Here is a 24,914-nt window from a genome sequence, read left to right as displayed (position 1 = left end):
ATGTACTTAGTAAATTTCAAGAAATAAAAAATTCAATTGAATTTTTTTAAAATATGCTGCAATATCTCAACGAATAATTCTCAGATAGATCTCTTATCTTAGATATAAGATAAGAAATCTGAATAAAGAAATAAAATTCATCTTTTTACCATGATAAATTTTCTCTATAAATATCTTGATACAAAATTAATAAAAATCTCATATATATTCTCTGCATTATATTTTATATTGTTTAATATTCCAGTTATTATCAATAAATTTGAATATTACCAAAAATATACATTTTTTTTAAAAACTACTAATATAGCAAAAGAAATATTGTTAATATACGTGGTTCTATTTATTGTATTTCTTGCACTTACTATAAATAGGTTAATATTTTTTTTAAGTTCAATATTTTTATTTTATTTAGGAGCTGTTGCTAGTTATTATTTATTCTGCTTTAATAAATATATTTCTACTGAAAACATAGCGTCTATAATCTCTGGTAAGTTAGAAAATCATACTTGGCTAAAGGATCCGCAATTATATTTGTGGATAATATGTAGTGTATCGGTATGCGTATATGGATTGTACCACTTTCATATTAAAAATACTCAATTTTTTATGAATAAAATACTTTCTGCCTTATGCATGTTTTGGGTAATTAGCAATATCATTTTACCTAAATTTAATTTTTTACTCTACTCATTTCCATTACAGGGCCTACACGTGATTTATCTGTATATAGCAGGAATGTAATATTATATAATACATAATTTCATAATGAAAATATATCTTATAGCAGGAGAAAATTCAGGAGATTTTATAGGAGCTAAGATTATTAATGCACTTCATAATAGAAAAAATAACTTATCGATTAGAGCAATAGGAGGGAATCTGATAAAACAAACAGGGGTAGATGTATTATTTGATATTGAGCAAATTAACATTATGGGTTTTGCAGAAATAATACCTAATATATTTAGATTAATAAAACTATTCTATAAAACAATAGAAGATATAATACAATACCAACCAGATGTTTTAATTACTATAGATGCTCCAGGATTTTCTTTTAAAATAGCACAAAAAATAAAACAAAAAATACCAAATACTAGGCTGATACATGTTGTAGCACCTACTGTTTGGGCATATAACCCAAATAGGGCTATTAAATACTCAAAAATTTATGATCAACTTTTAACTTTGTTTGACTTTGAACCAAAATATTTTAGGAAATTTGGCTTAAAAACTTACTGTATAGGGCATCCTATATTTGAACAAAAATTTTATGATAAATCTTCAAAACCAATATTGAGGAAAAAATATAATATCTGTGATGATACTAAAATTATTACAATAACACCTGGAGCAAGAAAAAGTGAAATTATACGACACATGCCAATAATAATTGATTCTTTACAAGAAATATCACATATGTATAAAATCAAAATATTTATACTACAACCCAACGATAAATATTTTAGTTTAATTGGTAAATTTCTAAAAAATATAAATCTTGACTACTCATTTTCATTAAATAGATTACAAATTTTTGCAATGAGTGATGCTGTTATAGCAAAATCTGGTAGCAATACTTTAGAAATAGCAGCATCGCTTACACCGATGGTTGTAGGATATAAAGTCAATTTCATATCCTACTTGATAATAAAATTCCTAATTAAAATCAAGTTTATTACTATAATTAATATAATTGCAAATAAAGAAATTATAAAAGAATATATTCAATATGAATTTACTGCAAATAATTTATCAAAATCAATAATTGAATTAATAAGTGATAAGCAGAAGTCAAAGTTACAAATATCACATTCTCAAGCAATACTCAAAAAATTAGGATTTAAATCTAATAATACCGCATCTGCAAAAGCTGCAAAAATCATTCTAGATGACTCAACTAATATTTAATTCTAAAAGGATTTTATCAGAAGAATATCAACAAATAGCAATTTGGTATTTCGTAGCCTTCTTTTTTGGTATAATATATCATTTTTCAATTCAACAGAAATTGTTGATAGCTATAACAGTAGCTTCTTGCATACTAGTAATAATATTATTATTGACTTTATATTATACGATAAATAAAGAAAGTATTTTTATAGTATTTATTAATGGGTGCTTATTAGGATTTGTACTAGGAAATATTACAGCTAAAATTAAAACAAAAATAACCAACGTAAAACCAATCAATAGAACAATTATTAGCAATATTATTGGGAATATTTCAGAAATAATGATGACAGAGAATAACTATTTTCTACTATTAAATGATGTATTAATAAGTCATAAAAAATATTATGGCAATAAGTTAATAAATAAATTAAAAATATCTTTACCTAGAGATTATGATATAGATTTGCAACATGGTGACAGAATTAGCTTAAAGGCTAAAATATTTACTACAAATAAATTGAAAACTCACCTTAATCCATCTTATGATCAGGAATTTTTTAATAATCTTAATTCAATAGAAGGTACTGCAAAGGCTTTATCTAAAATTTCAGTCATATCTAGGAATAAACCTCGATATAATCTTAATTACTATATTCATTATATACAATCAAATATTGAGAAAAAAATTTTGAATGTAATGCATCACGATACTGCATCAGTTTTAAGCGCAATTATTATTGGTAATACTACCAACATTAGAGAAAATATTATGCAAGATATCAGAAATTCTGGAGTAGCACATATATTATGTGTTTCTGGATTGCATATATCTGCTGTTACTTTGACTGTCTTCTTTATAACAAGATTATTACTAAATCTTTCAAATACAATATCATATTCATATAATATTAAAGCTATAGCGTTGGTAGTTGCATTGATTTTTAGTTTTGTATATCTAATAATTATAAATTTTAAGATAGCTGCTACTAGAGCGTTTATAATGAATCTTATATTAATCATATCCAAGTTTTTTTCTAAACAGGCAATTTCTATAAGAAATGTCATGTTTACTGCATCTTGTATGCTAATATTTTACCCTGAATATATTTTTCATCCTAGTTTTCAACTTTCATTTATTGCTGTCCTTTCATTAATATCTGGTAATCAAATACTGAATAAAAAACTAATCACACAAAATACTCACTATAAAATAGGAATTTTCTATTCACTGAGAAATTATTTATATGTAATAATATATACAACACTCTTAGCAAGTTTAGGAACCTCTATATTTGTTGGTTACCATTTTTATAAAATCCCCTCATACGGTATAATATCGAATCTTATAATAGTACCAATAACTTCATTTTTAATCATACCTATAAGTATTTTAGCACTATTAATGATGCTAATCGGATACGAATATATCCCACTTATACTACTAGATTACATAATATATTACTTCTATCAAATTGCTCATTATATAGCAGAATTACCAAAATCAGTGATATATACAGGTAATATACAAAAACACGCATTGTTACTATTTGCTATAATATTTTTTTGGCTAATAATTTGGAAAACAAATATCAAAATTCTTGCAATAGCTTTCATACCTATATTAGGGTTAGTATTATTAAAACAAGTAAAACCAGTTTGTATTTATAGTCATTTTTTAAACGCTATTGGTATAGTCAATGCAAAAAAGGAACTAACTATATATACTGATAATATAGATCATAAAGTTATTGAAAATTGGTATCATTGGTATGGACAATCGGAATATTTATTTGATAAAAAAAAATTATCCGATAACCAAATATTTATTACAAAATTTAATAAAAAAATTGCATTAAATATTACAAAATGTTTCAGCCCAGAAGATGCAGATGTACAAATTATTACTTCTAATAAGTTAAAATGTAATACCTTTAATAATCAACTAAATATTACACATGATATGATAAAACAATTTAAAGAAATAATAATCTATTGCAATAGTGAATTTTGTTATTTAAAGTAAAATCATATCAAATATTAGATACTTAATATTTATTAGTTTAATATTAACAAATAATTCTGATATAATCAGTAATTATGAGTATCGCGTATTGTACATACATAGAAAGAATTATGTAATAGATAACTCAATAAAACTACTATATATTTTATTTATAATTACTCAAATAATTTATAATTTTTTACTAAAACATATGAAGATTTTAAAATTTGGTGGTAGTTCCATAAAAGAACCAGATCGATTGAAAAAAATAGTAAAAATACTTACTAATACTGGAGGCAAAATTATAACTGTACTATCTGCTATAACTAACACTACCGATATATTATGTGAAATTAATAATCTATATATTAATAAACAAGACCCTAAAAACTTAATAGAAAAATTAAAATTAATACATATAAAATATATAAACTCCTTATTTATCAGTAAATATTATTTAACTAAAGCTATGAAATTATTAAATGAATGTTTAGATATTATATATTCGTTTAATAATAAAAATATTTTTTGTACAGAATATGAAAAAATTATTCTTGCACAAGGTGAAATTATATCTACCCATTTATTACATTTATATCTACAAGAAATAAAAATTAAATCTTGTTTACTACCTGCACTCAGCTTCATGCTTATCGACAAAAATAGTGAACCAGATCTGCCACATATATTTCGGTCCGTAAACAAATTAATTTTAGATAATAAGGATTATAGTCTATTTATTACGCAAGGTTATATTTGTAAAAATCCTGATAACCAAATAGATAATTTAGATAGAGGCAGTAGTGATTATACTGCAACTTTAATAGGTTCTGCTATATCAAGTGAGGAAATTCAAATATGGACAGATATAGATGGATTACACAATAATGACCCTAGATTTATTAAAAATACTAGATATATCCCAGAAATTTTATTCGATGAAGCAGCAGAATTGGCTTATTTTGGAGCAAAAATATTACATCCAAATAGCATACTACCAGCAAAAAAATCTAATATACCTATTAGGTTATTAAGTACTTTAGAACCTAATAAATCTGGAACTTTAATTAGCTCTAAAAGAAATTCTAGTATAACAAAAGCTATAGCAGCAAAAGATGATATTATCATAATCAAAATAAAATCCCACAAAATGCAAATGGCTTACGAATTTTTAATTAATGTATTAATAATATTTAAAAAATATAAAATTCCTACTGATATGATTAATACTTCTAAAATTACAGCGTCAATAGCATTAGAAAGTAAGCAATATGTTGAAGATCTCAAAAATGATCTTCAGATCTATGGAGAAGTTAATATTAAATATCAACAAAGTATTATTTGCATCTTAGGAGATTTTATCAGTGGAAACAATACATTGATTATTGCAAAAATTATACAGGCTGTACAAGATATTCCTTTAGAAATGATCTGCTATGGCAGTAGCAACAATACTGTTCATCTTGTTGTTAATAGTAATAACAAAGTTCTCGCATTAGAATCATTACATAATACTAGCTTTATTTAGTATAATATACACTACATTGGATAAAAATACTAAAGATGTTATTAATTTAATAGTTATGAAAATTATTGAATAACGCAGTTGCAATTTGGTATACACAATAATAAATATCCACTATGTTATAACAAACTTAAGGCATTTCTAACTAACAACATGTTATCATAATATGCTAGACAATAGAGAATAAAAGTTAATAAAGTCAGTTGTATTAATATTAATGCCTACGCCATCTAATATCTCACAAATAAAACATTCATTAACTTCAGTTAATAGCTTGCTAGCACAAATATCTAGCACAATAAATACAGTAAATAATCTAGAATTATCTGATCAAAGATCCACTTTAAATAATGAGTCCAACTTAAATCAGCCTTTCACCCAACTCGATGAAAGATTGAAAATTATCACTCATAACAGTACTACACATAAAAATTCTAAAAAATATTTACTAAAAAAATTAGGAGATACAAAATCTATCATGCACGATATGATTAAAGTTAGAGAGCTGATAGCTAATAAAAAAATTCAACAATTTATTGAAAAATATGGAAATAGCAATAATGTACCAATAATAGTTATAAAACAAGCTTCTCAACATGTTAATGCTAATTACATTAAGCAGATATTAACTCAACATATTAATAATGACCTAAATCATATAAAATCCTTAAATAAGGAATCACTTGATAATATCAAAAAATATGATGAAAATTGTAGTATTTCTAATAGTAGCAATCTAAATAAATTAGTACAAAAATCAATAAATTTAATTATAAAATATAGTAAAATACTACTTGAAATAGCTAAAAAATCTTTCAAAATACTCATCACTGTAGGGCAAGTATTAATCTCATCATATTTACTTTACAACACATTTAAGGCTAGTATTGTTGAGTTACAACAGTTATTACCTGTATTATCTAGTACATCATTGTTACATGTAATACCTGTGATATCAATAGCAGCTGTTGCTGGTTATATTGGATATAGAGTTATAACCAAATATTACCAGAAGATTCAACACAATAAAATTGATCAATATAACAAACAAAGTGTTTTATCACAAAATATTCCAATAACCAATAAAGAACAAAATAAAAATAATAAAATAAATCAAACAATTAAAACTAATTCACATAATATCGTTAATAAATACTATACAGATATTTTACAGTTTAACTCTAAAAGTTGCAATACTATTAAAAATATGTTCGTAATAGACCTGCATTCTAATACTTCTAGAAGATTTACATCAAATAATAATAACTTAATACTACAGAGTATCAGCAAATATGATCCAATACCAAAAAAAATAAAAGCATTTAAAATAATACAAACTAGAAAAAATTATATAAAAAATACAAGAACAAAAATCACTGCAAAAAATATCAAGAATAGAACAAGATAGATAATAAATAATTTCTAATCAAATTCAAAAAATAGTATCAATTAAATAATTAAAATATCAGCAATATTCATGATTGCCGAATGATGAAATAGGCGATCTTCAAAATAAGAAAAATAAGATTATACAATAACGCTTAGTGTAGTGAATATTTTATGTATAAATCATAGCTATCGTATTCATTCAATTAAATAATGATCAGAGGCAATTTTGAAAAAAGGTAAAATTAGTTCAAGATATACAATAAAATCTTCCAGAAAAAATGGAACAAGAATTTTTGGATATGCAAGTGTATTTAATGTAATAGATCAACATAACGACATAATATTTAGAGGGGCTTTTCAAGACTCTATTGCACATAAGGTTAAATTGCTATGGCAACATGACCATCTAAAGCCTATAGGTACTATATATGAATTAGTAGAAGATGATTTTGGCCTAAAAATAGAAGCAAACATTACAAATCAAACACAAACCGGAATAGAAGCTATTAGTTTAGTAAAACAAAAAGCTGTGAATGGCCTAAGTATAGGTTTTAACGTGAAATCACGACATCGTGATAATAAAGGCAATATCATTATTACAAAAGCAGATCTATTAGAAGTAAGTATCGTAACTTTCCCTGCGAATCAGTATGCGAGTATAAACTGTATAAAAAATCTACAAAACGACAACTCAGTAAATAGAATTGATTATACAGAAAATTCTTATAAAAAATCATTAATTAAAATGTACTCATTATTTAATAAACTCAAATAACTTAATAAGTATAACTATAAATTTTCTCTAATACACTAGCTACAATTAAACATAAAATAATAAAAAAATGTTACAAGAAACTCATACTCTAAAAAATGATCAAGATAAAATAGATAATATCAATAATATTTTAGAAAATTTTATTGAAACAAAAGAAAAATCATTCAATAAAGTTCAGGAACTAGAGAAAAAAATTTATAACATGCAAGAATTTTTTAATAAAGATGACACAATATTAGCAGAAGATACTCAACAAGATACAAAATATAGAATGGGAGTAGATGATTTTATAAGAAAAGGAAATATTGATGAAAAAATTATTAAAAAATCACTAAATAGTAGCAATAATAACGAAGGATCAGTAGTATTAGAGTCTACCTTATACAGGCAAATTATCTCTTCAATCAGTGAACAATCTATAATAAGGAAATTAGCTAGTATTGAATCAATATCCAGCAACGCATTTGAAGTAATAAAAGATCAAGGGATATTTAATTCAGGATGGGTAGGAGAAATTGATGCTAGAGATACAACAGAAACTCCTCAACTTATTAAACAATCTATCCCTGTACATGAACTATATGCTCAACCAAAAGCTACACAAACATTAATAGATGATTCATACATTGATATGGATAAGTGGATTACAGAAAAGCTCTCAGAGAGTTTTTCAAAAATGGAAAATGAAGCATTTATAAATGGAGATGGTAATAAAAAACCTTCAGGTATCCTGTATGATCCAGAAGATAAAGTACAAAAAATTTCTGTAGGCCTAGATAATATTACAATCGATGCCAACATATTGCTGAATTTACTAAATGCTTTAGACCCAAGTTATACGAATGATGCAACATTCTTAATGAACCGTACTACTCTTTCTGCATTACAATCTTTACAAGATCAAATGGGAAGATTCATTTGGCAACAATCTATTGAAGACAAAATGAAACAAACAATATTTGGAGTGCCAGTAGTGTGTTGTTCAAATATGCCTTCTATAAACGCAGGTACAGTACCAGTTGTATTAGGAAATTTCAAACATGCATACAAAATAATAGATAGAAATACTATTACATTAATGAGAGATCCTTATACAGAAAAACCATTTATTAAATTCTATGCTGTAAAAAGAGTAGGAGGAGCTGTGATATCGCCTGATGCTATGGTTTTTTTAAAAATCAAAAATAATTAAAGTATGTAATATTTAATTAAATTCTTAATCATTAAGATTGCTATCATTTAATAATGCAGCATATATCATGAGAAATTATTATAAACCTCAATATGAAATTCTAGAGTACATAAAAAGTGATATTTGGGATATAAAAGAAGTTAAGAATTACCTAAGAGTATCTGAGGATAATGATGACTCTTTAATAGAAAGGCTCTTATGTTCTGCTATAAGAATGGCAGAACAAGCTACTGGATTAACAATAAATAATAAAAAAATTCGTCTCAATGTATATATTGATGCTAATTTTTTACAATTAAAATATTATCCTGTTTTAGAGTTACTGAATATTACATCAAAAAGAAATAATAGTCAGTCTATCAATATTTATGACAATTTTGGGTATATAAATGATAATTCTGAAATCATTTTTGATGATAAATATAAATTTTGTAACATAAAAATTAAGTATTTAGCAGGCTTTACAAAAGAAACATTGGATCTTCCAATACAGCAAGCAATATTGATGCACACATCACTTATGTATGATGGACAGGATTATAACTTGGCTCTTTCTAAAGAAATTCAAAAAATATATATGAAATACAGAAAAATATATATATAGATAATCACAATAACTTAAAATGCTAAATGAAGTATAACATTAGATATCGTAATAAAAATCTATATAAATCCAGTATAGCAGCAACTTTATCCCAAAAAATAACATTTCTTATTGATAAAAATAAAGATGATTTTGGTCAAGAAAAATGGCAAGAATACTTCTATTGCTTTGCGCATATGGATGCACTTTGTAATAATAGTTATTATGCACTAAATAACTTGAAGTTTGGATATATTTTAACAAAAGATCTTTTTTTATTTCGTTTAAGATACAACAAAAATATCAATCGTAATTTAAGAATCAGTTTTGAATCCAGAATTTTTAGTATAAAACGTGTTATCAACATCGGTAGTAGATCAAAATTAATGAGTATAATTGCAATCGAACTTATGTAAATTTAATAAGTAACTATGTCAATAGAAATTGTAAATAAATTTCAATTAAAAATTTATAATATATTAGCAAGCAATCCTGAAATAAAAGATATCATAGAAAATAACTGCTACTTATCTATTATAGAGAATAGCACACAACCTTGTTTATTAATTGATATCCTACATATAAAAAATCTTTCTTTAATAACACAAACAATTTATGACATTCAATTTGAAGTTTCTGCATTTTCTAGGGAAAAAAATCAAAAAATATTATTTAAATTAGCTACTATAATAGAAAAATTATTAAAAATTGATAATTTTTGGCTAGAAAATTTTTTAGTATCCAGTATCAAATATTCAGATATATCATTTCATAAAGGCAGTGATATGCTATCTAATAAACTATCCATGCAGTATTTCGCATTAATTAAAAATCGATCTTAAAAGATGAATATCCATAATACTAAATTACCAGATTTTATTACAATATTTGCTATAGCCTCACCAAATTTTTCTACTTCTTGTGTACAATCAGCATCAGGTAGAGAAGTACGCAATTCAGATACAAGTAACTTTACATTGAAATATCTAATACGAAACGCAAGGCTCTCTCAAGAAGAATTTTACAAATTTAATAGTTTTTTTATAGCTAGAGGAGGTAAAAGATTTGCCTTCCTATTTAAAGATCTGGCAGATTATAAGATATCTAACCAGTATCTAGCAACTGGAGACGGGGTGACTAGACAATTTCAACTCTATAAACAATATGATGATGAATTCTTGGTATATAGACGAAAAATTACAAAACCAATACAAAATTCTGTAAAAATTTATAACAAATCATCTTTAGTGCCTGTAGAAGTTAATTATGATCAGGGAATCATTACATTATCTGAACCTTGTAACAAAGATGATATATTAACCGCTAATTTTGAATTTTACGTTCCTGTAAGATTTAATTGTGATAATTTCCAATATAAAATTAACAGAGACGATACAATTCAATTATCAGATATAGAAATAATAGAAGTAAATGATTAAGTTATAATAAAAATGCTATTACTCAATATAATAAAACATGTATTACATATATTTCTATGAATAAATATATAAATGAAATAATTTATTGCTTCGATATAAAATTAGTAAATAATTTATCTATATATTTATGCTCTATAAACGATAATATCTTTTTTGATAATAAAACATATATGCCTTATTCAGGGTTATCTATATTAGAAGCAGAATTTACTGATTCATCTAAAAACTGCATTATGATTCATGGAATATTTGAAAAAAATGGTATTGAAAATACTAATAATATAAGCAATTCAGAATGGACAGTAAGCTGTATTACTAATAATAAATTAATTTTTAAACTAATCTATCACTGTACATATATTAAATCTAACGATCTGGATTTTTATTGTAAAATAGAACCACAAACATTAAAATATAACCAGGCATTGCTGAAATCGTTTAGCCATTTATGTAGAGCAGATTTTGGAGACACAAAATGTAAAATTGATAAAATCTGTCATACCAAAAATTTTGATATAGAATCTATAGAAGGTGATGTAATTCTATGTAATGACCTGAGTTCAAAAGTGGAAGATGGTTTTTTTACTGGAGGTACAGCTGTAATAAGCGATGAAAACTCAGTAATAATAAAAAATTCTAAAATCTTGTATCACAATAATAACAAAATAAAACTTGATATATCATTGAGCTCATCACAGATTAATAGCATAAAAAAAACTATATCGTTAACACCAGGTTGTGATAAAAAATTTATAACTTGTTGCAAAAAATTTAATAATGCTGTAAATTTCAGGGGTGAACCTTTTGTTCCCAGCTCAAAACTGTTAAAAACAATATTTTGAATTTCGATAACTGTTTACTGGAACAAAATTTACTAAGTTGTTTATAGTCGAGAAAGGTGAAACATATTTGAACTATGATTACGGTTTTTCTTAGTTAACTGAATAATAAATTAGTTAAGTTTCTACTCCGACTTCACATATCACTAGTTATATACCAATAAAATGAAAGAAGAAAAAAAATTTTTTGAATATGATAGATTGAATAAAGGTTATGCTCAATCTTCTTATAATAAACCAAACAAGGATTTAATAAAAAAACAATATATAAATCAGTTGCCACCAATAGATATTATTGAACAATATGAAGAACTAACACCAGGTTTTTGTAAAAAATTACTTGATATGTCTTATCAAGATCAATTACATAAGAACAATCTGGAATTAATTCGAGCTCAGATATCTAATAAATTTTATAATTTAGCTCCAATATTTGGTATATTTTTTACATTTTTAGTAACCAATATAAATATCATTTTATTCTACTATAACTATATAAATTCAGCTTTATTACTTTCAGCTTTATCTATAATTTGCCTTACAATATTTTCGTTTTTTTACTTTAAAAATAAATCATTTATTAAAAATATTTCTAGAAAGTCTATACGTAAAACAACAAAAAATAATAAAATTATACATAGTAACAAAAGAAAATTTTTGAACGAAAGAAGATAACTTTATATTGCGTAATTTTTGGGTATGATTTCCTTATATGTATATTTACGTTAAATATTTTATCAGATCTATATTTTCTGCCTTTATATTATCTCTAACCTTGATTACGGCTCTAATATTAATATTATACACAACGAAATTATTATTTTTAATAGAAAAAGGTATTCAGATAGTCCATATATTAGAATTATTATTATTGTTAATACCATATATAATATATATGATATTACCAGTATCGATATTGATTGCTATAATTTATGTTTATCACAATCTAAATTATAATAATGAATTATCCATTTTGTTTTATTCTGGATTAAGTAATTTCGCAATTGCGAAACCTGCAATTATAATATCGGGATTAATAACAATATTTGGTTTATCTATTTCTGGATATCTACTGCCTACATCATATAAGATATTTCAATCTAAATTAGATAATTTACGTAATAAATCTATTTTTGCTAAGGTATCTAACTATAGTTTCCATACTATATCAAAAAATCATATTATGTATATAAATCGCTGTCATAAAGATGGCATTCTAGAATCAGTAATATTATTCGATAATAGTGATAAATCCAATGAGGTTATCTTTTTTGCAAAAACTGGAAAAATTACTTCTAATAAATTTATAAATCTTAAAATTGAATTACATGATGGAATTAGGCAATCAAAAGATATCACTACTAAAAATTTAAGTATATTACATTTTCAACAGCTATTCATTACAATTCCATTTGAAATGGTTATATCGTGTGATGACACTATTAATATTAAAAACTATAATATTATGTATATTAATGAACTTTTAAATCCATCTGGCCTTCCAAATACAAATGATAAAACCCTTATGGAGGCTGCCGGACATCAAAGAATATTATGGCCAATACATAGCCATCTATTTACAATAATTGCTGTAACTATCATATTGAATAATGCTTCTAAAAATAGAATAACCTATAAAATATATATTACTTTAATAGTTGAAATTATAATAATCACATTTATATACTTTAGTTTACAAAAATTAATACCTAAAAATCCAAATTGGATAATATTTGAGTATATATTTGCCTTATCTATTATTATACTTGGACTATTTAGATTAGGATTCTTAAAACTTAAATCTCTATAGATAATTATGCATTTTGAAAGTATAACTAAATTTTTAAAACATTTAGAAAAAAAAAATCACTTAAAGTATATTTCTCATCAAGTATCTTCAAATCTAGAAATCACAGAAATTAGTAGCAGATTTCTTAAAATAAATGGTCCAGCACTTTATTTTAAAAACGTACTACATAATGATGTAGTATCTCAGATTCCTGTAGTTACAAATTTATTTGCTCATAAAGAAAGAGTGTCTATGGGGCTAGGACTTCAAGATACATCCGAAATAAAAGAATTAGGGAAATTATTAGCTTTTCTACGTTATCCATCTCCTCCTTCATCATTTAGAGATACTATATCAATGATACCGTTATTAAAACGTGCATTATTAGTAAAACCTAAATTAGTCAAAAATGCACCATCGCAAGAAAAAGTTATTACAAATAATATCAATATTAATTTGTTACCAATACAAAAATCATGGCCTGACGATATTAGTCAATTAATTACTTGGCCATTAATAGTTACTAAAAATCTTAATAATACTGATACTAATCCTACATATAACCTTGGCGTATACAGATTACAACCTATAAGTAAAGATAAATTAATAGTAAGATGGCTAAAAATGAGAGGAGGTTCAAAACATCACCATGAATGGAAAAATAATAAAAATTATACAAGATATATGCCTATCGCTGCTGTAATAGGGGCATCACCTGCACTAATTTTATCAGCAGTAATGCCGATCCCCAGCAATATATCAGAATATAATTTCGCCTCTTTAATACAAAATAAATCACTAGAATTGGTGAAATGTAAAACTATTGACTTAAATGTACCAGCAGATGCAGAAATTATAATAGAGGGTGTAATAGATTTAGAAGGAGAAAACTTGCCAGAAGGCCCATTCGGAGATCATACAGGATACTATAATGAAGTAGAATATTTTCCTGTATTAGAAATTACTGCAATTACTACAAAAAAGAACCCAATATATCTATCTACATACACTGGTAAACCTCCTGATGAACCTTCAATCATAGCAGAAGTACTTAATGATTTATTTCTCCCTATAATACAATCTCAATTTCCAGAAATAATAGATTTTTATTTACCTAAAGAATCTTGTTCTTATAGATTTGCTCTAATATCCATAAAAAAGAGATACCCAGGGCAAGGCATAAAGGTAATGATGGGCATATTATCATTTTTAGAACAATTTATGTATATCAAATACATCATAGTGCTTGATGATGATATCAATATTAGAGATTGGCATGATGTAATTTGGGCAATTTCTACTAGAAGTGATCCAGTAAGAGATACTCACTTAATCAATAATACCCCTATAGATTATTTAGATTTTGCTTCCCCAAAATCTGGTCTAGGAGGAAAAATATGCATAGATGCTACAAATAAAATTGGCAACGAAACAAGTAGAAATTGGGGTAAAAAAATATCCCAGGAAAAAGAAACTATTAAAAATATTGACAAAATCTGGGAAGAATTAATACAGTAAATAAAATATAGTAATTTATATAATAATAGGTATGATATGAAATTCGGGTATAATGTAACTCTAGTTAATTAAAAATAAGTTTTTTATTACTAATTTAGTGGAAAATAAAAAATGAAAGACATATTGTATTCTACAACCCAATCTGTAGATAAGATAGAAAAGTTAGTAGATTCAATACTAGATATAATTAAAAATCAGGATAAAAAAATCCTTGAACTACAACTACAAAATCAACAATTAACTACAGAGAATAAAAATATTAAAAATAAAGTCAAAGAATATATTACAGAATTAAAACAGATCAGAGCATTCTATGCAAATCATCACAATAACACTAGGAAATAAAGAATTTAAATTATCTTGTAGCAAAAATACTGATCAAGATAAACTAAAAAACATTATCAATATTATAAATGATAAGCTATTAAAACTAAAACAAACTAATCCATCTTCAAATCTAGAAATATTACTGGTAATGCTATTATTAAGTTCAGAATCTGAAAATACTATTTTGAAAGAAAAATATGATGAAATAGATATAGTAAACAACCAAAATTATAACAATATAAAAAATATAGATGCAAAATTGCTAAAAATTTGTTATAAATTAAGTGGTATAGTTAATGAGTAATAATCAATGTTAGTAATATATCGATGGGCTACTTGGTGCGTTCAATAATGAAGCTAGGACTACAATTATAATGATAAGGGATTGGTCACTGTTTATAAAATATTTTAAACATTACTGAGCCCACCTAAACCTTAGGTTCTAAGTAAATATTAGACGGCCATAGTGGTCTAAATGGTATAACTGCTTTTAACATTACATTTGAAAGCAGTATTATATTAGTAATGGATGTTACATATATTGGAGTAATATCATTCAGAATTATAAATTAGATTATTATAATTTTATCATCTTCTATATGTTTTAACTACATATATATGTAAGCTGTAAATTCAGAGACTAGAATAAAATATAGCAGCAGAACTGATATTTCAAATAAAATACATAGATAAATATTTATACTGAAGCCTGATACTTCAATAAAACTTGAGTCTAACTATTCAGCAATATTTGGTTGGATTTATAAGAGGCTATTACTGAGATTATCAGTTTAATTCTAGATAAAATATAGCTAATAGTCAATATAACAGTGACAAATTTAATCAAAATTTATTAAATATAGCTAATTACTAAATCACTAACTAGATAAGGGTTATACATCAAGAATATAACAAGTATATATTCTACTATTCCAAAAAATAGAAGATACTAGGGTATAATATCATAAAAAATATGATTAAGAAAAGTTAGATCTGTTACTAATTAGTAGGCTAATAGTTAGTTGGCTAAATAATACTAAAAAAGGATTATTGTCCCAATTACTCAATAATGAATCTAACTCAATAGTGATACTACAGACTTAACACAATTTTTGTCTAATAAATAATTCAATAGAATTTGGCCCTAATATAATACTTATAGCATATATATTATTATGAATCTCGAGCATATAACAAGCAAGATGTCCAAAGATAATTATGTATATAATATATATATCAGATAAATAAAAGATATAAGATGCTAAACTAGCACAAATATACTAATCCCCTATTTCAAAATAAATTCAATAGTTTCGTATAACTTACTAATACTGAAAATATTGCAATAAAAAAATAAAAAATATTGTCAATATAAACTACTCTATCCAAATAATAAACCAACTTAATTTATCGATTAAAATTTTTTACGAAAATAAATTAAGCACGCATTAACCATGCTACTACATTTATTTTGATAACCAATATATAAAAAAATTGACAAATTATTGCTTTAAGGACATATTGATCATTTAGTATGGATTAGTAATATAAATTCATGTAATATACCTGAACAGTAGGTGGTTCATTAATTACATTTTGCATTATGTCTAAATTAAGTAAAGATAAGTATATAGCATGTTACATGAATATGCTATTAATTAGACGTTTCGAAGAAAAATGTGCACAGTTCTATGGTATGGGTCTAATAGGAGGTTTTTGTCATTTGTATATAGGGCAAGAAGCTGTACTGGTAGGTACTATGATGGCAAAATCCACTGAGGATGCAATGATTACAAGTTATAGGGATCATGCACATGCAATTCTATCCGGAATAGACCCTAAATATGTTATGGCTGAATTGTTAGGTAAATTCGAAGGCTGTTCTAAAGGTAAGGGAGGTTCTATGCATATGTTCAATACAAAAGGTCATTTTTACGGAGGGCATGGTATAGTAGGGGCTCAAGTGCCAATAGGTACAGGTATTGCATTCACATCTAAATATAAAAATACCAATAATATTTGTCTGACATTCCTTGGAGATGGAGCTATGAATCAAGGACAGGTATATGAATCATTTAATATGGCATCTTTATGGAAATTGCCAGTAATATATATTATTGAAAATAATGAATATTCTATGGGGACTTCGGTTGGCAGATCAACATCTGTTACAAATTTGTATAAAAAAGGCAGATCATTTGGTATTGAAGGAATAGAAGCAGACGGCATGAATGTAGAAAATGTATACGAAGCCGCTACACAAGCAGTGGAGTTTGTAAGAAAGCAAAAAGAGCCTATAATTTTAGAGCTCAAAACATACAGATATAAAGGACACTCTATGTCTGATCCTGCTCAATATAGAAGTAAAGAAGAATTAAATCACTATAAAAAACTAGATCCTATAGATAATTTATATGATATTTTACTTAGTAAAGGTTATGCTACTAAAGATGAATTAAAAAAAATTGAAAAAGATATTAAGTCACAAATTAGGGATATTGAAAACTTTATAGAGAACGATACATCCCTTCCTAGTGAAGAAGAACTATATACTGATGTATATGCTCCAGAAATTATAGTTTGATTGAAATGCTTAAAATTAACAGTTTAATATATGAAATCACTTTCAGTAAGAGAAGCTATACGCGATGCTATAAGAGAAGAAATGCTACTTGATGACTCAGTCTTTATTATAGGAGAAGAGGTAGGACAATACCAAGGGGCATACAAAGTAACAGAGGGAATATTAGATGAGTTCGGCAAAACAAGGGTAATAGATTCACCAATTAGTGAACATGGATTCACTGGTCTTGCAGTAGGAGCAGCTTTTTCAGGGTTAAGACCTATAGTTGAGTATATGACATTCAATTTTGCTATGCAAGCAATTGACCAAATTATTAATTCAGCTGCAAAAACTCACTATATGTCAGGCGGAACTATAAAATGTCCTATAGTATTTAGGGGGCCAAATGGAGCTGCAGCAAGGGTCGCTGCTCAACATAGTCATAACTATGCAGCATTATATAGTAATATACCAGGGTTGAAAGTCATTGCTCCTTATACTGCGCACGACGCCAAAGCATTGCTAATAAGTGCTATTAGAGATGATAATCCGGTAATATTTTTAGAAAATGAAATTCTATATAACAAGATATTTGAAGTCCCAGAAATTATAGAGCCTATTCAAATAGGAAAGGCTAATATTTTAAATTCAGGAAGTGATATTTCTATTGTAAGTTTTTCATATCAAGTGAGTCTTGCATTAGAAGCAGCTAAAATACTATTAAAAGATTTTAATATAAATGCAGAAGTTATAGATTTACGTACTATAAAACCTCTAGATGAAGTTACTATCATAGACTCTGTAAAAAAAACTAATAGGTTACTTATAATTGAAGAAGGTTGGTTTTTTGCTGGAGTTGGCGCAACTATTGCAACAATAGTCACTCAAAAAGCATTTGACCATCTTGATGCAGCGGTAGAAGTAATATCAGCTAAACCTGTGCCTCTTCCATATGCGGCAAATTTAGAAAAATTATCTCTACCTTCTCTGGATGAAATAATTTTATATGCTAAAAAAATATGTTATAAACACTAATATCATTTTTTGTACAAATACTATAAATTAACTAAAAATACTGTTGTATTTTATTAAAATAAAAAAATTGTAACAATGCCGATAAAAATACTAATGCCTGCACTTTCTCCTACGATGACAAAGGGTAATTTAACTAAGTGGTGTAAAAAGGAAGGAGATTATATTAAACCAGGTGAAATTTTAGCAGAAATTGAAACTGATAAAGCAGTAATGGAAGTAGAATCAGTAGATGAAGGGGTGTTAGCAAAAATTTTAATAGCTGAATCTAGTAACGATATAGCTGTGAATTCTGTCATTGCAGTAGTTTTAGAAGAAGATGAAAATGATAAAGATTTAGAAAGTTTTCTATTGAAAATTAATAGTAATATTGAAAAAAAAACTGACCAAAGTCAGAAACGCAGTGCTGATAATAACTTTAATATAAACAAAACTGATACTACTGAAACTGGTAATAGCACCAGTAAAAATATTACTAGTTCTAATACAAATTCTGTTAATAATAAATCTTACAATGTTAATTCTAAATTATTAGCTTCTCCATTAGCTCGTAGTATTGCTAAACAATTAAATATCAATTTATCTAATGTAAAAGGTTCAGGACCTAATGGTAGAATAATAAAACAGGATATACTCTCTTATAATAAAACTCAGTATACTCAAGAGAATAAAAAAATAGACTTAGTCCAAAATGAATTCTGTATAGAGAAACCAGTTGATAATATGCGCAAAATAATAGCAGAAAAGTTATTAGCCTCTAAAACAGAAATACCTCATTTTTATCTATCGATTGATTGTAGAATAGATAAATTAATTGAATTACGTACACAAATAAATTCAGAATTAGGAGAATCTATTAATATAAATAAAATTTCACTAAATGATCTGATTATCAAAATTACAGCTATGGCAATAAAAAAAATACCTGAAATAAACTCTAGCTGGAATAAAGATACTATAACATATTATAGTAACGTTGATATTTCTATTGCAGTAGCAGTAGAAAATGGATTGATTACACCTATAATAAAAAATGCCAATACAAAAACTATTGCTGAAATATCTCTAGAAGCAAAAGATCTAATTGCAAGAGCAAGATCTTCTAAGCTTAAGTTAGAAGAATTTCAAGGAGGAAATTTTAGTATTTCTAATTTAGGCATGTATAAAATAAAACAGTTTAATGCTATTATTAACCCTCCACAGAGTGCAATACTAGCAGTTAGCGCAGGAATTTTAACTCCTATAGTCAACAATAATAAAATAGAAATTGCAAATATGATGAACGTAACCCTGTCAGCAGACCATAGGGTAATAGATGGTATAGTAGGAGCAAAATTTTTATCTTTATTCAAAAAATATATAGAATCACCTATTCTATTACTTACGATGTAAAATATAGTATTCTTTATTTTATAAATATATAATAATATATGACATCTAACTAAAAATTTTTACTAAAGTTTATTTTATGAAAGATTACGAAGTAGTAGTAATAGGAGGAGGACCTGGAGGATATGTAGCAGCAATAAAATCTGCTCAATTGGGTAAAAAAACTGCGATAATAGAACAAAATCAACTAGGAGGAGTGTGTTTACATCAGGGCTGTATACCTACTAAATCTCTACTGAAATGCAGTGAATTGATTACATCAATAAAAAATGCAGAAAAATATGGTATTAAAGTGGGGCAAATGAATTTTGATATCCACTCAATGGTAGATTATGCCAAAAATATTTCAGAGAATCTAGAATCTGGGATCAGATCTTTGATGAAAAAAAATATGATAGATGTAATTAAAGCAAGAGCTAAAATACATGATACTAAAAACTCTCATAAAATAATTTCTATATTCGATAAAAATAATAATTCAATAGGCAATATAAAATCCAAAAATATTATAATAGCTACTGGAGCTAAACCAAAAGAATTAAGTGGCTATGAAATAGACGGAAAATATATATGGAATTACCAAAATGCATTAAAACCAGATAAATTACCTGAATCAATGCTCATAGTAGGTTCAGGAGCTATAGGCATAGAATTCGCCTCATTTTACAATAGCTTAGGAGTAAAAGTTACAGTACTAGAAGCAAAAAATGACATTTTACATGGCATTGATCAAGAAATTGCAGCCATCGCAAAAAAAGAATTTATATCAAAAAATATTGCATTTATTACAGGCATTAAGTTAAACAAGAAGGAAATACTTAATGATGAGGTATATTTGCATTTTTCTCAAAATAATAAAATAGAAACAACACTCAAGGCTAAAGTACTGCTAATGGCAGTAGGCGTAACTCCAAACATAAATAACATAGGATTAGAAAATACTAAAGTAAAACTGCATAATTGCTACATTATTACTGACAAGAATATGGAAACAGATGAAAAATCTATATATGCAATAGGAGATGTGGTATCAATGCCATGGTTAGCTCATAAAGCCAGTCATGAAGGAAAAATTGCAGCAGAACATATAGCAGGAAATAATCCAACGCATATAAAACATCATAATATTCCTAATTGTATATACTCTACTCCAGAAATTGCTAGTGTAGGGCTAACAGAAACAGAAGCTAAAACTTTAGGATATAAACTAAAAATAGGTAAATTTCCTGCGTATGCAAATGGTAAATCCCTAATTTTAGACAATAAACAAGGATTAATTAAAACAATCTTTGACTCAGATACAGGGGAGTTACTCGGAGCTCATATGATAGGGGTAGGAGTAACTGAATTAATCCATGGGTATGTTATAGCAAAAGAATTAGAATCTACTCATATTGAACTGATAAATACTATATTTCCACACCCTACTCTATCTGAAATGCTACATGAATCTGTATTAAATGCTTATGAGCAGTCAATACACATATAAATATGATTATAATTGTTAGTAAATAATATGGTAAAACAAATTGATATTTTTCAAGGCTTATTTGCAAGATTTTGTCACGATTTATCAGGTACAGTAGGAACTATAGACAATTGTACTGGATTAATTGATAATGAAAATGAAAAAGTTAAAAATACTGCAAAAGAGCTAATAAATCTAGAATCTAATAATTTAATAAATAAAATTAGGTTTTTTCGTAGTGTGTATGGATCTATACCAACAGAGAAAGAGATCAGTATAATACTAATTAATAAAATTATTAAAGATTATTTATATAAAAAAAATATTAAGTTTAATGTTAATGTAAATGATGGGTTAATATCCATAAATGTAGATATTGCAAAAGCAATAATTTGTATTATCACGATTGCTAATGATATCATCAGTTCTAACGGCACAATTGATTTATACATAAAAAATGTTAATGAAGAATATGATATAATGATTTGCGTATCACCAAGTACAAAATTGATAAAAATTCATGATTACCATTTAGATATACTAAATCATAATACAGATTATCCAGTAGACATATATAACTGTCGAGAATATTATACGATCGCTATACTAAATAATATGCAAGTTCAATATGAAATTCAGGCTAAAAATGAAGATAACAACCTTGTATATAATATAAAAAAATCGTTAGACAAATAATAAATATCAAAGATAAACTTGTTACTCATAACATGCCAGTTATAATAGATAGCAGAATTAGTATAAGTATAAAAATATATAGTAACCTCAATCTAATAAATATCAATTTATGAACTCTAAATATCGTGATGAAGAAGATTCTGTAGGAGTAATACAAGTAGATAATAAATATCATTGGGGCGCGCAAACTCAAAGATCGTTATTGAATTTTGATATCGCTAAACAAAAGATGCCCTATGAAATTATCAAAGCTATAATAATCATCAAAATTGCTGCTGCGAAAATAAATCATAGCTATGGTAAACTAGATATATATATCATGAATTTAATTCATAAAGCATGTAATCAAATCCTATTAAATGGATTTTATGAACACTTCCCCTTAGTAGTGTGGCAAACTGGTTCTGGCACACAGACTAACATGAATGTAAACGAAGTTATAGCATCAATAGCAAATGAATCGGCTACAGGTAAAAGAGGAGGAAAATATCCTGTACATCCTAATGATCATGTAAATATGAGCCAATCATCTAATGATGTATTTCCTACTGCAATGCATATTGCAACAATAGATCTAGTAGAAGAAAAATTACTTCCAATAATAAATAGACTACATAATACTCTAATAAAAGCTTCTAAAAAGTGGAGCAAAGTTGTAAAAATAGGTAGAACACATATGCAAGATGCTACTCCTATAACAGTAGGACAAGAATTTTCTGGCTATGCTACTCAAATAGAATTAGCAATTAAAAGTATTAAAAATTCTATAATAAACTTATATTCATTAGCCCAAGGAGGTACAGCTGTAGGGACAGGTCTTAATGCTCCAAAACAATTTGATATCAAAATAGCTGAAGAAATTAGTAAAATTACCGGTAGAAAATTTAAAACTGCTAGTAATAAATTTGAAGCTCTTGCTAGCAATGATGCCTTAGTAGAATTTTCTGGAGTATTAAATAGACTAGCAGTAAGTTTAATGAAAATTGCTAATGATATCCGATTACTAAGTTCTGGGCCAAGATGTGGGTTCAATGAACTAATATTACCAATAAATGAACCTGGGTCATCAATTATGCCAGGTAAAACTAATCCTACTCAATGTGAAGCCTTGACTATGGTATGTGCTCAAGTAATGGGAAATAATACAGCAATAACCATAGGAGCATCTAATGGACAATTAGAATTAAATGTTTTTAAACCTATGATTATACAAAATATCATACATTCTATTCATTTACTTTCAGATGCTAGCCTCAGCTTTACAAAAAATTGTGTTGAAGGTATTAAAATAAATCAAAACCATATTAATTACCTAAAAGACAGATCGCTGATGTTAGTAACCTCACTTGTAAGCCATATTGGGTATGATAAAGCAGCTCAAATAGCTAAAAAAGCTTATAATGAAAATAAGACGTTAAAACAAGCAGCAATTGAATCTGGATTAATATCTGAAATTGAATTCAATACATATGTAATACCAGAAAATATGGTATAACAAACAAACTTTGATAATTTCTAATTCAGTTGATATAACAATATTGACTCATGCAATATAATATTGTATATAGTAGAATTGTGTGCTTATGTCATATAAACATAAAAATATTAACAATTTTTATAAAAATTGTTATGTTTCTTTATCTTTTCTGTGTTTAAATCATTAACTAGAAGTTGTTATTATGATTGATTATCCTAATATTAGCGAAGAAGAAAAAAACGTCTGCAATATTGCTATAGAGCGTTATATGATAAGGGTTTACAGCTATATGGCTCAAGGACTTGCTCTTAGCGTTTTCGTAGGGCTTGTTCTAACAGAGACTCCTACATTGGTGAATATATTTAGTGACTTCACAAAGCATGGCGAATTTATTGAATTGTCAAAAATAGGAGTAGTTGTGACAATGGCTATACCGATTATGAGTTGTTTATATTTTGCAGTAACAGTAAGAAGACTTTCTCTAGAATTTTATAAAAAAGCATTTTGGTACTATTCTGCAGTGTCAGGGTTACTGATAGGAGGGTTGAAATTGCAGTCTGTTTCATACGGGATATTTAGAGTATATGGAGTAATGGCAGTAGTGTTTGCTGCTGCAAATATTTATGGATTGATTACAAAAAAAGATTTCAATACTTTTTTTCGTCCATATTTTGTATTTGCAGTAGGGGCAATAATATTAATAAATACATTAAACTTTCTTTGTGATAACTCTCCTGTAGAATACGCAACTACAACAATTTTAGTGTTATTATTTGTATTAGTAATTCACTGGGATACAAATAAACTAAGGTATGTATATTGTTTATATGGAGATATAGAAAGAAACCCCGATAGAATCGCGTTAGTGGGAGCTTTAAATTTTGTTGCAGATTTTGCAGGCATATTTGCTGTATTCCTAAGATTAGGGGAAGAAAACCGAAATGCTCTTAAAAATCCTTGATAATAAAATTTCATAATTTATACAAAGAAATACTCAGTAACATTCCTTATCACT

The 24,914-nt window shown here is 26.4% G+C and carries 24 protein-coding genes; all 24 read left to right on the top strand.

Going from position 1 to position 24,914, the window contains the following annotated elements; all coding sequences use genetic code 11:
* Nucleotides 1–150: 150 nt before the first annotated feature.
* The 24 genes from IHI24_RS00230 to IHI24_RS00115 all read left to right on the top strand — a co-directional run bounded on the left by IHI24_RS00230 (nt 151) and on the right by IHI24_RS00115 (nt 24,860).
* Nucleotides 151–741 (top strand): hypothetical protein, encoded by a 591-nt coding sequence (locus IHI24_RS00230; protein WP_194966060.1) that lies wholly within the window; start codon nt 151–153, stop codon nt 739–741.
* 24 nt (nt 742–765) lie between these two features.
* A complete protein-coding gene (gene lpxB / locus IHI24_RS00225) occupies nt 766–1,911 on the top strand; it encodes a lipid-A-disaccharide synthase (protein ID WP_228777131.1) in 1,146 nt (381 codons plus the stop codon).
* Nucleotides 1,892–3,919 carry a ComEC/Rec2 family competence protein gene (locus tag IHI24_RS00220; protein WP_194966059.1) on the top strand — a complete coding sequence of 676 codons (2,028 nt, stop codon included), beginning with the start codon at nt 1,892–1,894 and terminating at the stop codon, nt 3,917–3,919. The genes lpxB and IHI24_RS00220 overlap by 20 nt, the downstream gene beginning before the upstream one ends.
* A 190-nt stretch (nt 3,920–4,109) precedes the next feature.
* Entirely contained in the window at nt 4,110–5,426 is a 1,317-nt protein-coding gene (locus IHI24_RS00215) for an aspartate kinase (protein WP_194966058.1), read from the top strand.
* A gap of 214 nt (nt 5,427–5,640) precedes the next feature.
* Nucleotides 5,641–6,831 carry a hypothetical protein gene (locus IHI24_RS00210; protein ID WP_194966057.1) on the top strand — a complete coding sequence of 397 codons (1,191 nt, stop codon included), beginning with the start codon at nt 5,641–5,643 and terminating at the stop codon, nt 6,829–6,831.
* A gap of 207 nt (nt 6,832–7,038) precedes the next feature.
* A complete protein-coding gene (locus IHI24_RS00205; protein WP_194966056.1) occupies nt 7,039–7,587 on the top strand; it encodes an HK97 family phage prohead protease in 549 nt (182 codons plus the stop codon).
* A 67-nt stretch (nt 7,588–7,654) separates the two neighbouring features.
* Entirely contained in the window at nt 7,655–8,779 is a 1,125-nt protein-coding gene (locus IHI24_RS00200; RefSeq protein ID WP_194966055.1) for a phage major capsid protein, read from the top strand.
* 67 nt (nt 8,780–8,846) lie between these two features.
* Nucleotides 8,847–9,383 carry a head-tail connector protein gene (locus tag IHI24_RS00195; RefSeq protein ID WP_194966054.1) on the top strand — a complete coding sequence of 179 codons (537 nt, stop codon included), beginning with the start codon at nt 8,847–8,849 and terminating at the stop codon, nt 9,381–9,383.
* A 26-nt stretch (nt 9,384–9,409) separates the two neighbouring features.
* Nucleotides 9,410–9,778: a phage head closure protein gene (locus IHI24_RS00190; protein ID WP_194966053.1), complete on the top strand. Its 369-nt coding sequence runs from the start codon at nt 9,410–9,412 to the stop codon at nt 9,776–9,778.
* Nucleotides 9,779–9,793: 15 nt separating this feature from the next.
* Nucleotides 9,794–10,204: a hypothetical protein gene (locus IHI24_RS00185; RefSeq protein ID WP_194966052.1), complete on the top strand. Its 411-nt coding sequence runs from the start codon at nt 9,794–9,796 to the stop codon at nt 10,202–10,204.
* 3 nt (nt 10,205–10,207) lie between these two features.
* Nucleotides 10,208–10,801, top strand: a complete 594-nt coding sequence (locus tag IHI24_RS00180) for a phage distal tail protein, Rcc01695 family (RefSeq protein WP_194966051.1) — start codon at nt 10,208–10,210, stop codon at nt 10,799–10,801.
* Nucleotides 10,802–10,857: 56 nt separating this feature from the next.
* The gene (locus tag IHI24_RS00175; protein WP_194966050.1) at nt 10,858–11,643 is read left to right on the top strand and encodes a phage BR0599 family protein; all 786 of its coding nucleotides are present in this window, start codon (nt 10,858–10,860) and stop codon (nt 11,641–11,643) included.
* A gap of 162 nt (nt 11,644–11,805) precedes the next feature.
* On the top strand, nt 11,806–12,315 hold the full coding sequence (locus tag IHI24_RS00170; RefSeq protein ID WP_194966049.1) for a hypothetical protein: 510 nt from the start codon (nt 11,806–11,808) through the stop codon (nt 12,313–12,315).
* A 37-nt stretch (nt 12,316–12,352) separates the two neighbouring features.
* A complete protein-coding gene (locus IHI24_RS00165) occupies nt 12,353–13,450 on the top strand; it encodes an LptF/LptG family permease (RefSeq protein WP_194966048.1) in 1,098 nt (365 codons plus the stop codon).
* Between the two features lie 6 nt (nt 13,451–13,456).
* The gene (locus IHI24_RS00160) at nt 13,457–14,947 is read left to right on the top strand and encodes a UbiD family decarboxylase (protein WP_194966047.1); all 1,491 of its coding nucleotides are present in this window, start codon (nt 13,457–13,459) and stop codon (nt 14,945–14,947) included.
* A 111-nt stretch (nt 14,948–15,058) separates the two neighbouring features.
* A complete protein-coding gene (locus IHI24_RS00155; RefSeq protein WP_194966046.1) occupies nt 15,059–15,292 on the top strand; it encodes a hypothetical protein in 234 nt (77 codons plus the stop codon).
* Nucleotides 15,261–15,578 (top strand): cell division protein ZapA, encoded by a 318-nt coding sequence (gene zapA / locus IHI24_RS00150; RefSeq protein ID WP_194966045.1) that lies wholly within the window; start codon nt 15,261–15,263, stop codon nt 15,576–15,578. The genes IHI24_RS00155 and zapA overlap by 32 nt, the downstream gene beginning before the upstream one ends.
* 1,299 nt (nt 15,579–16,877) lie before the next feature.
* Nucleotides 16,878–17,858, top strand: coding sequence for a pyruvate dehydrogenase (acetyl-transferring) E1 component subunit alpha (gene pdhA / locus IHI24_RS00145; protein ID WP_194966044.1), 981 nt, complete (start codon nt 16,878–16,880; stop codon nt 17,856–17,858).
* A gap of 30 nt (nt 17,859–17,888) precedes the next feature.
* Nucleotides 17,889–18,872, top strand: coding sequence for a pyruvate dehydrogenase complex E1 component subunit beta (locus IHI24_RS00140; protein ID WP_194966043.1), 984 nt, complete (start codon nt 17,889–17,891; stop codon nt 18,870–18,872).
* 75 nt (nt 18,873–18,947) lie between these two features.
* Nucleotides 18,948–20,261: a pyruvate dehydrogenase complex dihydrolipoamide acetyltransferase gene (locus IHI24_RS00135; protein ID WP_194966042.1), complete on the top strand. Its 1,314-nt coding sequence runs from the start codon at nt 18,948–18,950 to the stop codon at nt 20,259–20,261.
* A 76-nt stretch (nt 20,262–20,337) separates the two neighbouring features.
* A complete protein-coding gene (lpdA, locus tag IHI24_RS00130) occupies nt 20,338–21,747 on the top strand; it encodes a dihydrolipoyl dehydrogenase (protein WP_194966041.1) in 1,410 nt (469 codons plus the stop codon).
* A 27-nt stretch (nt 21,748–21,774) separates the two neighbouring features.
* Entirely contained in the window at nt 21,775–22,422 is a 648-nt protein-coding gene (locus tag IHI24_RS00125; protein WP_194966040.1) for a hypothetical protein, read from the top strand.
* A gap of 109 nt (nt 22,423–22,531) precedes the next feature.
* Nucleotides 22,532–23,917: a class II fumarate hydratase gene (fumC, locus tag IHI24_RS00120; RefSeq protein ID WP_194966039.1), complete on the top strand. Its 1,386-nt coding sequence runs from the start codon at nt 22,532–22,534 to the stop codon at nt 23,915–23,917.
* 184 nt (nt 23,918–24,101) lie between these two features.
* Entirely contained in the window at nt 24,102–24,860 is a 759-nt protein-coding gene (locus tag IHI24_RS00115; protein WP_194966038.1) for a Bax inhibitor-1/YccA family protein, read from the top strand.
* The last annotated feature ends 54 nt before the right edge of the window (nt 24,861–24,914 follow it).

The sequence above is a fragment of the Rickettsia endosymbiont of Cardiosporidium cionae genome (genome assembly GCF_015476335.1).
GTDB lineage: Bacteria > Pseudomonadota > Alphaproteobacteria > Rickettsiales > Rickettsiaceae > JADHZC01.
This window is presented reverse-complemented; position numbering and strand designations above follow the sequence as displayed.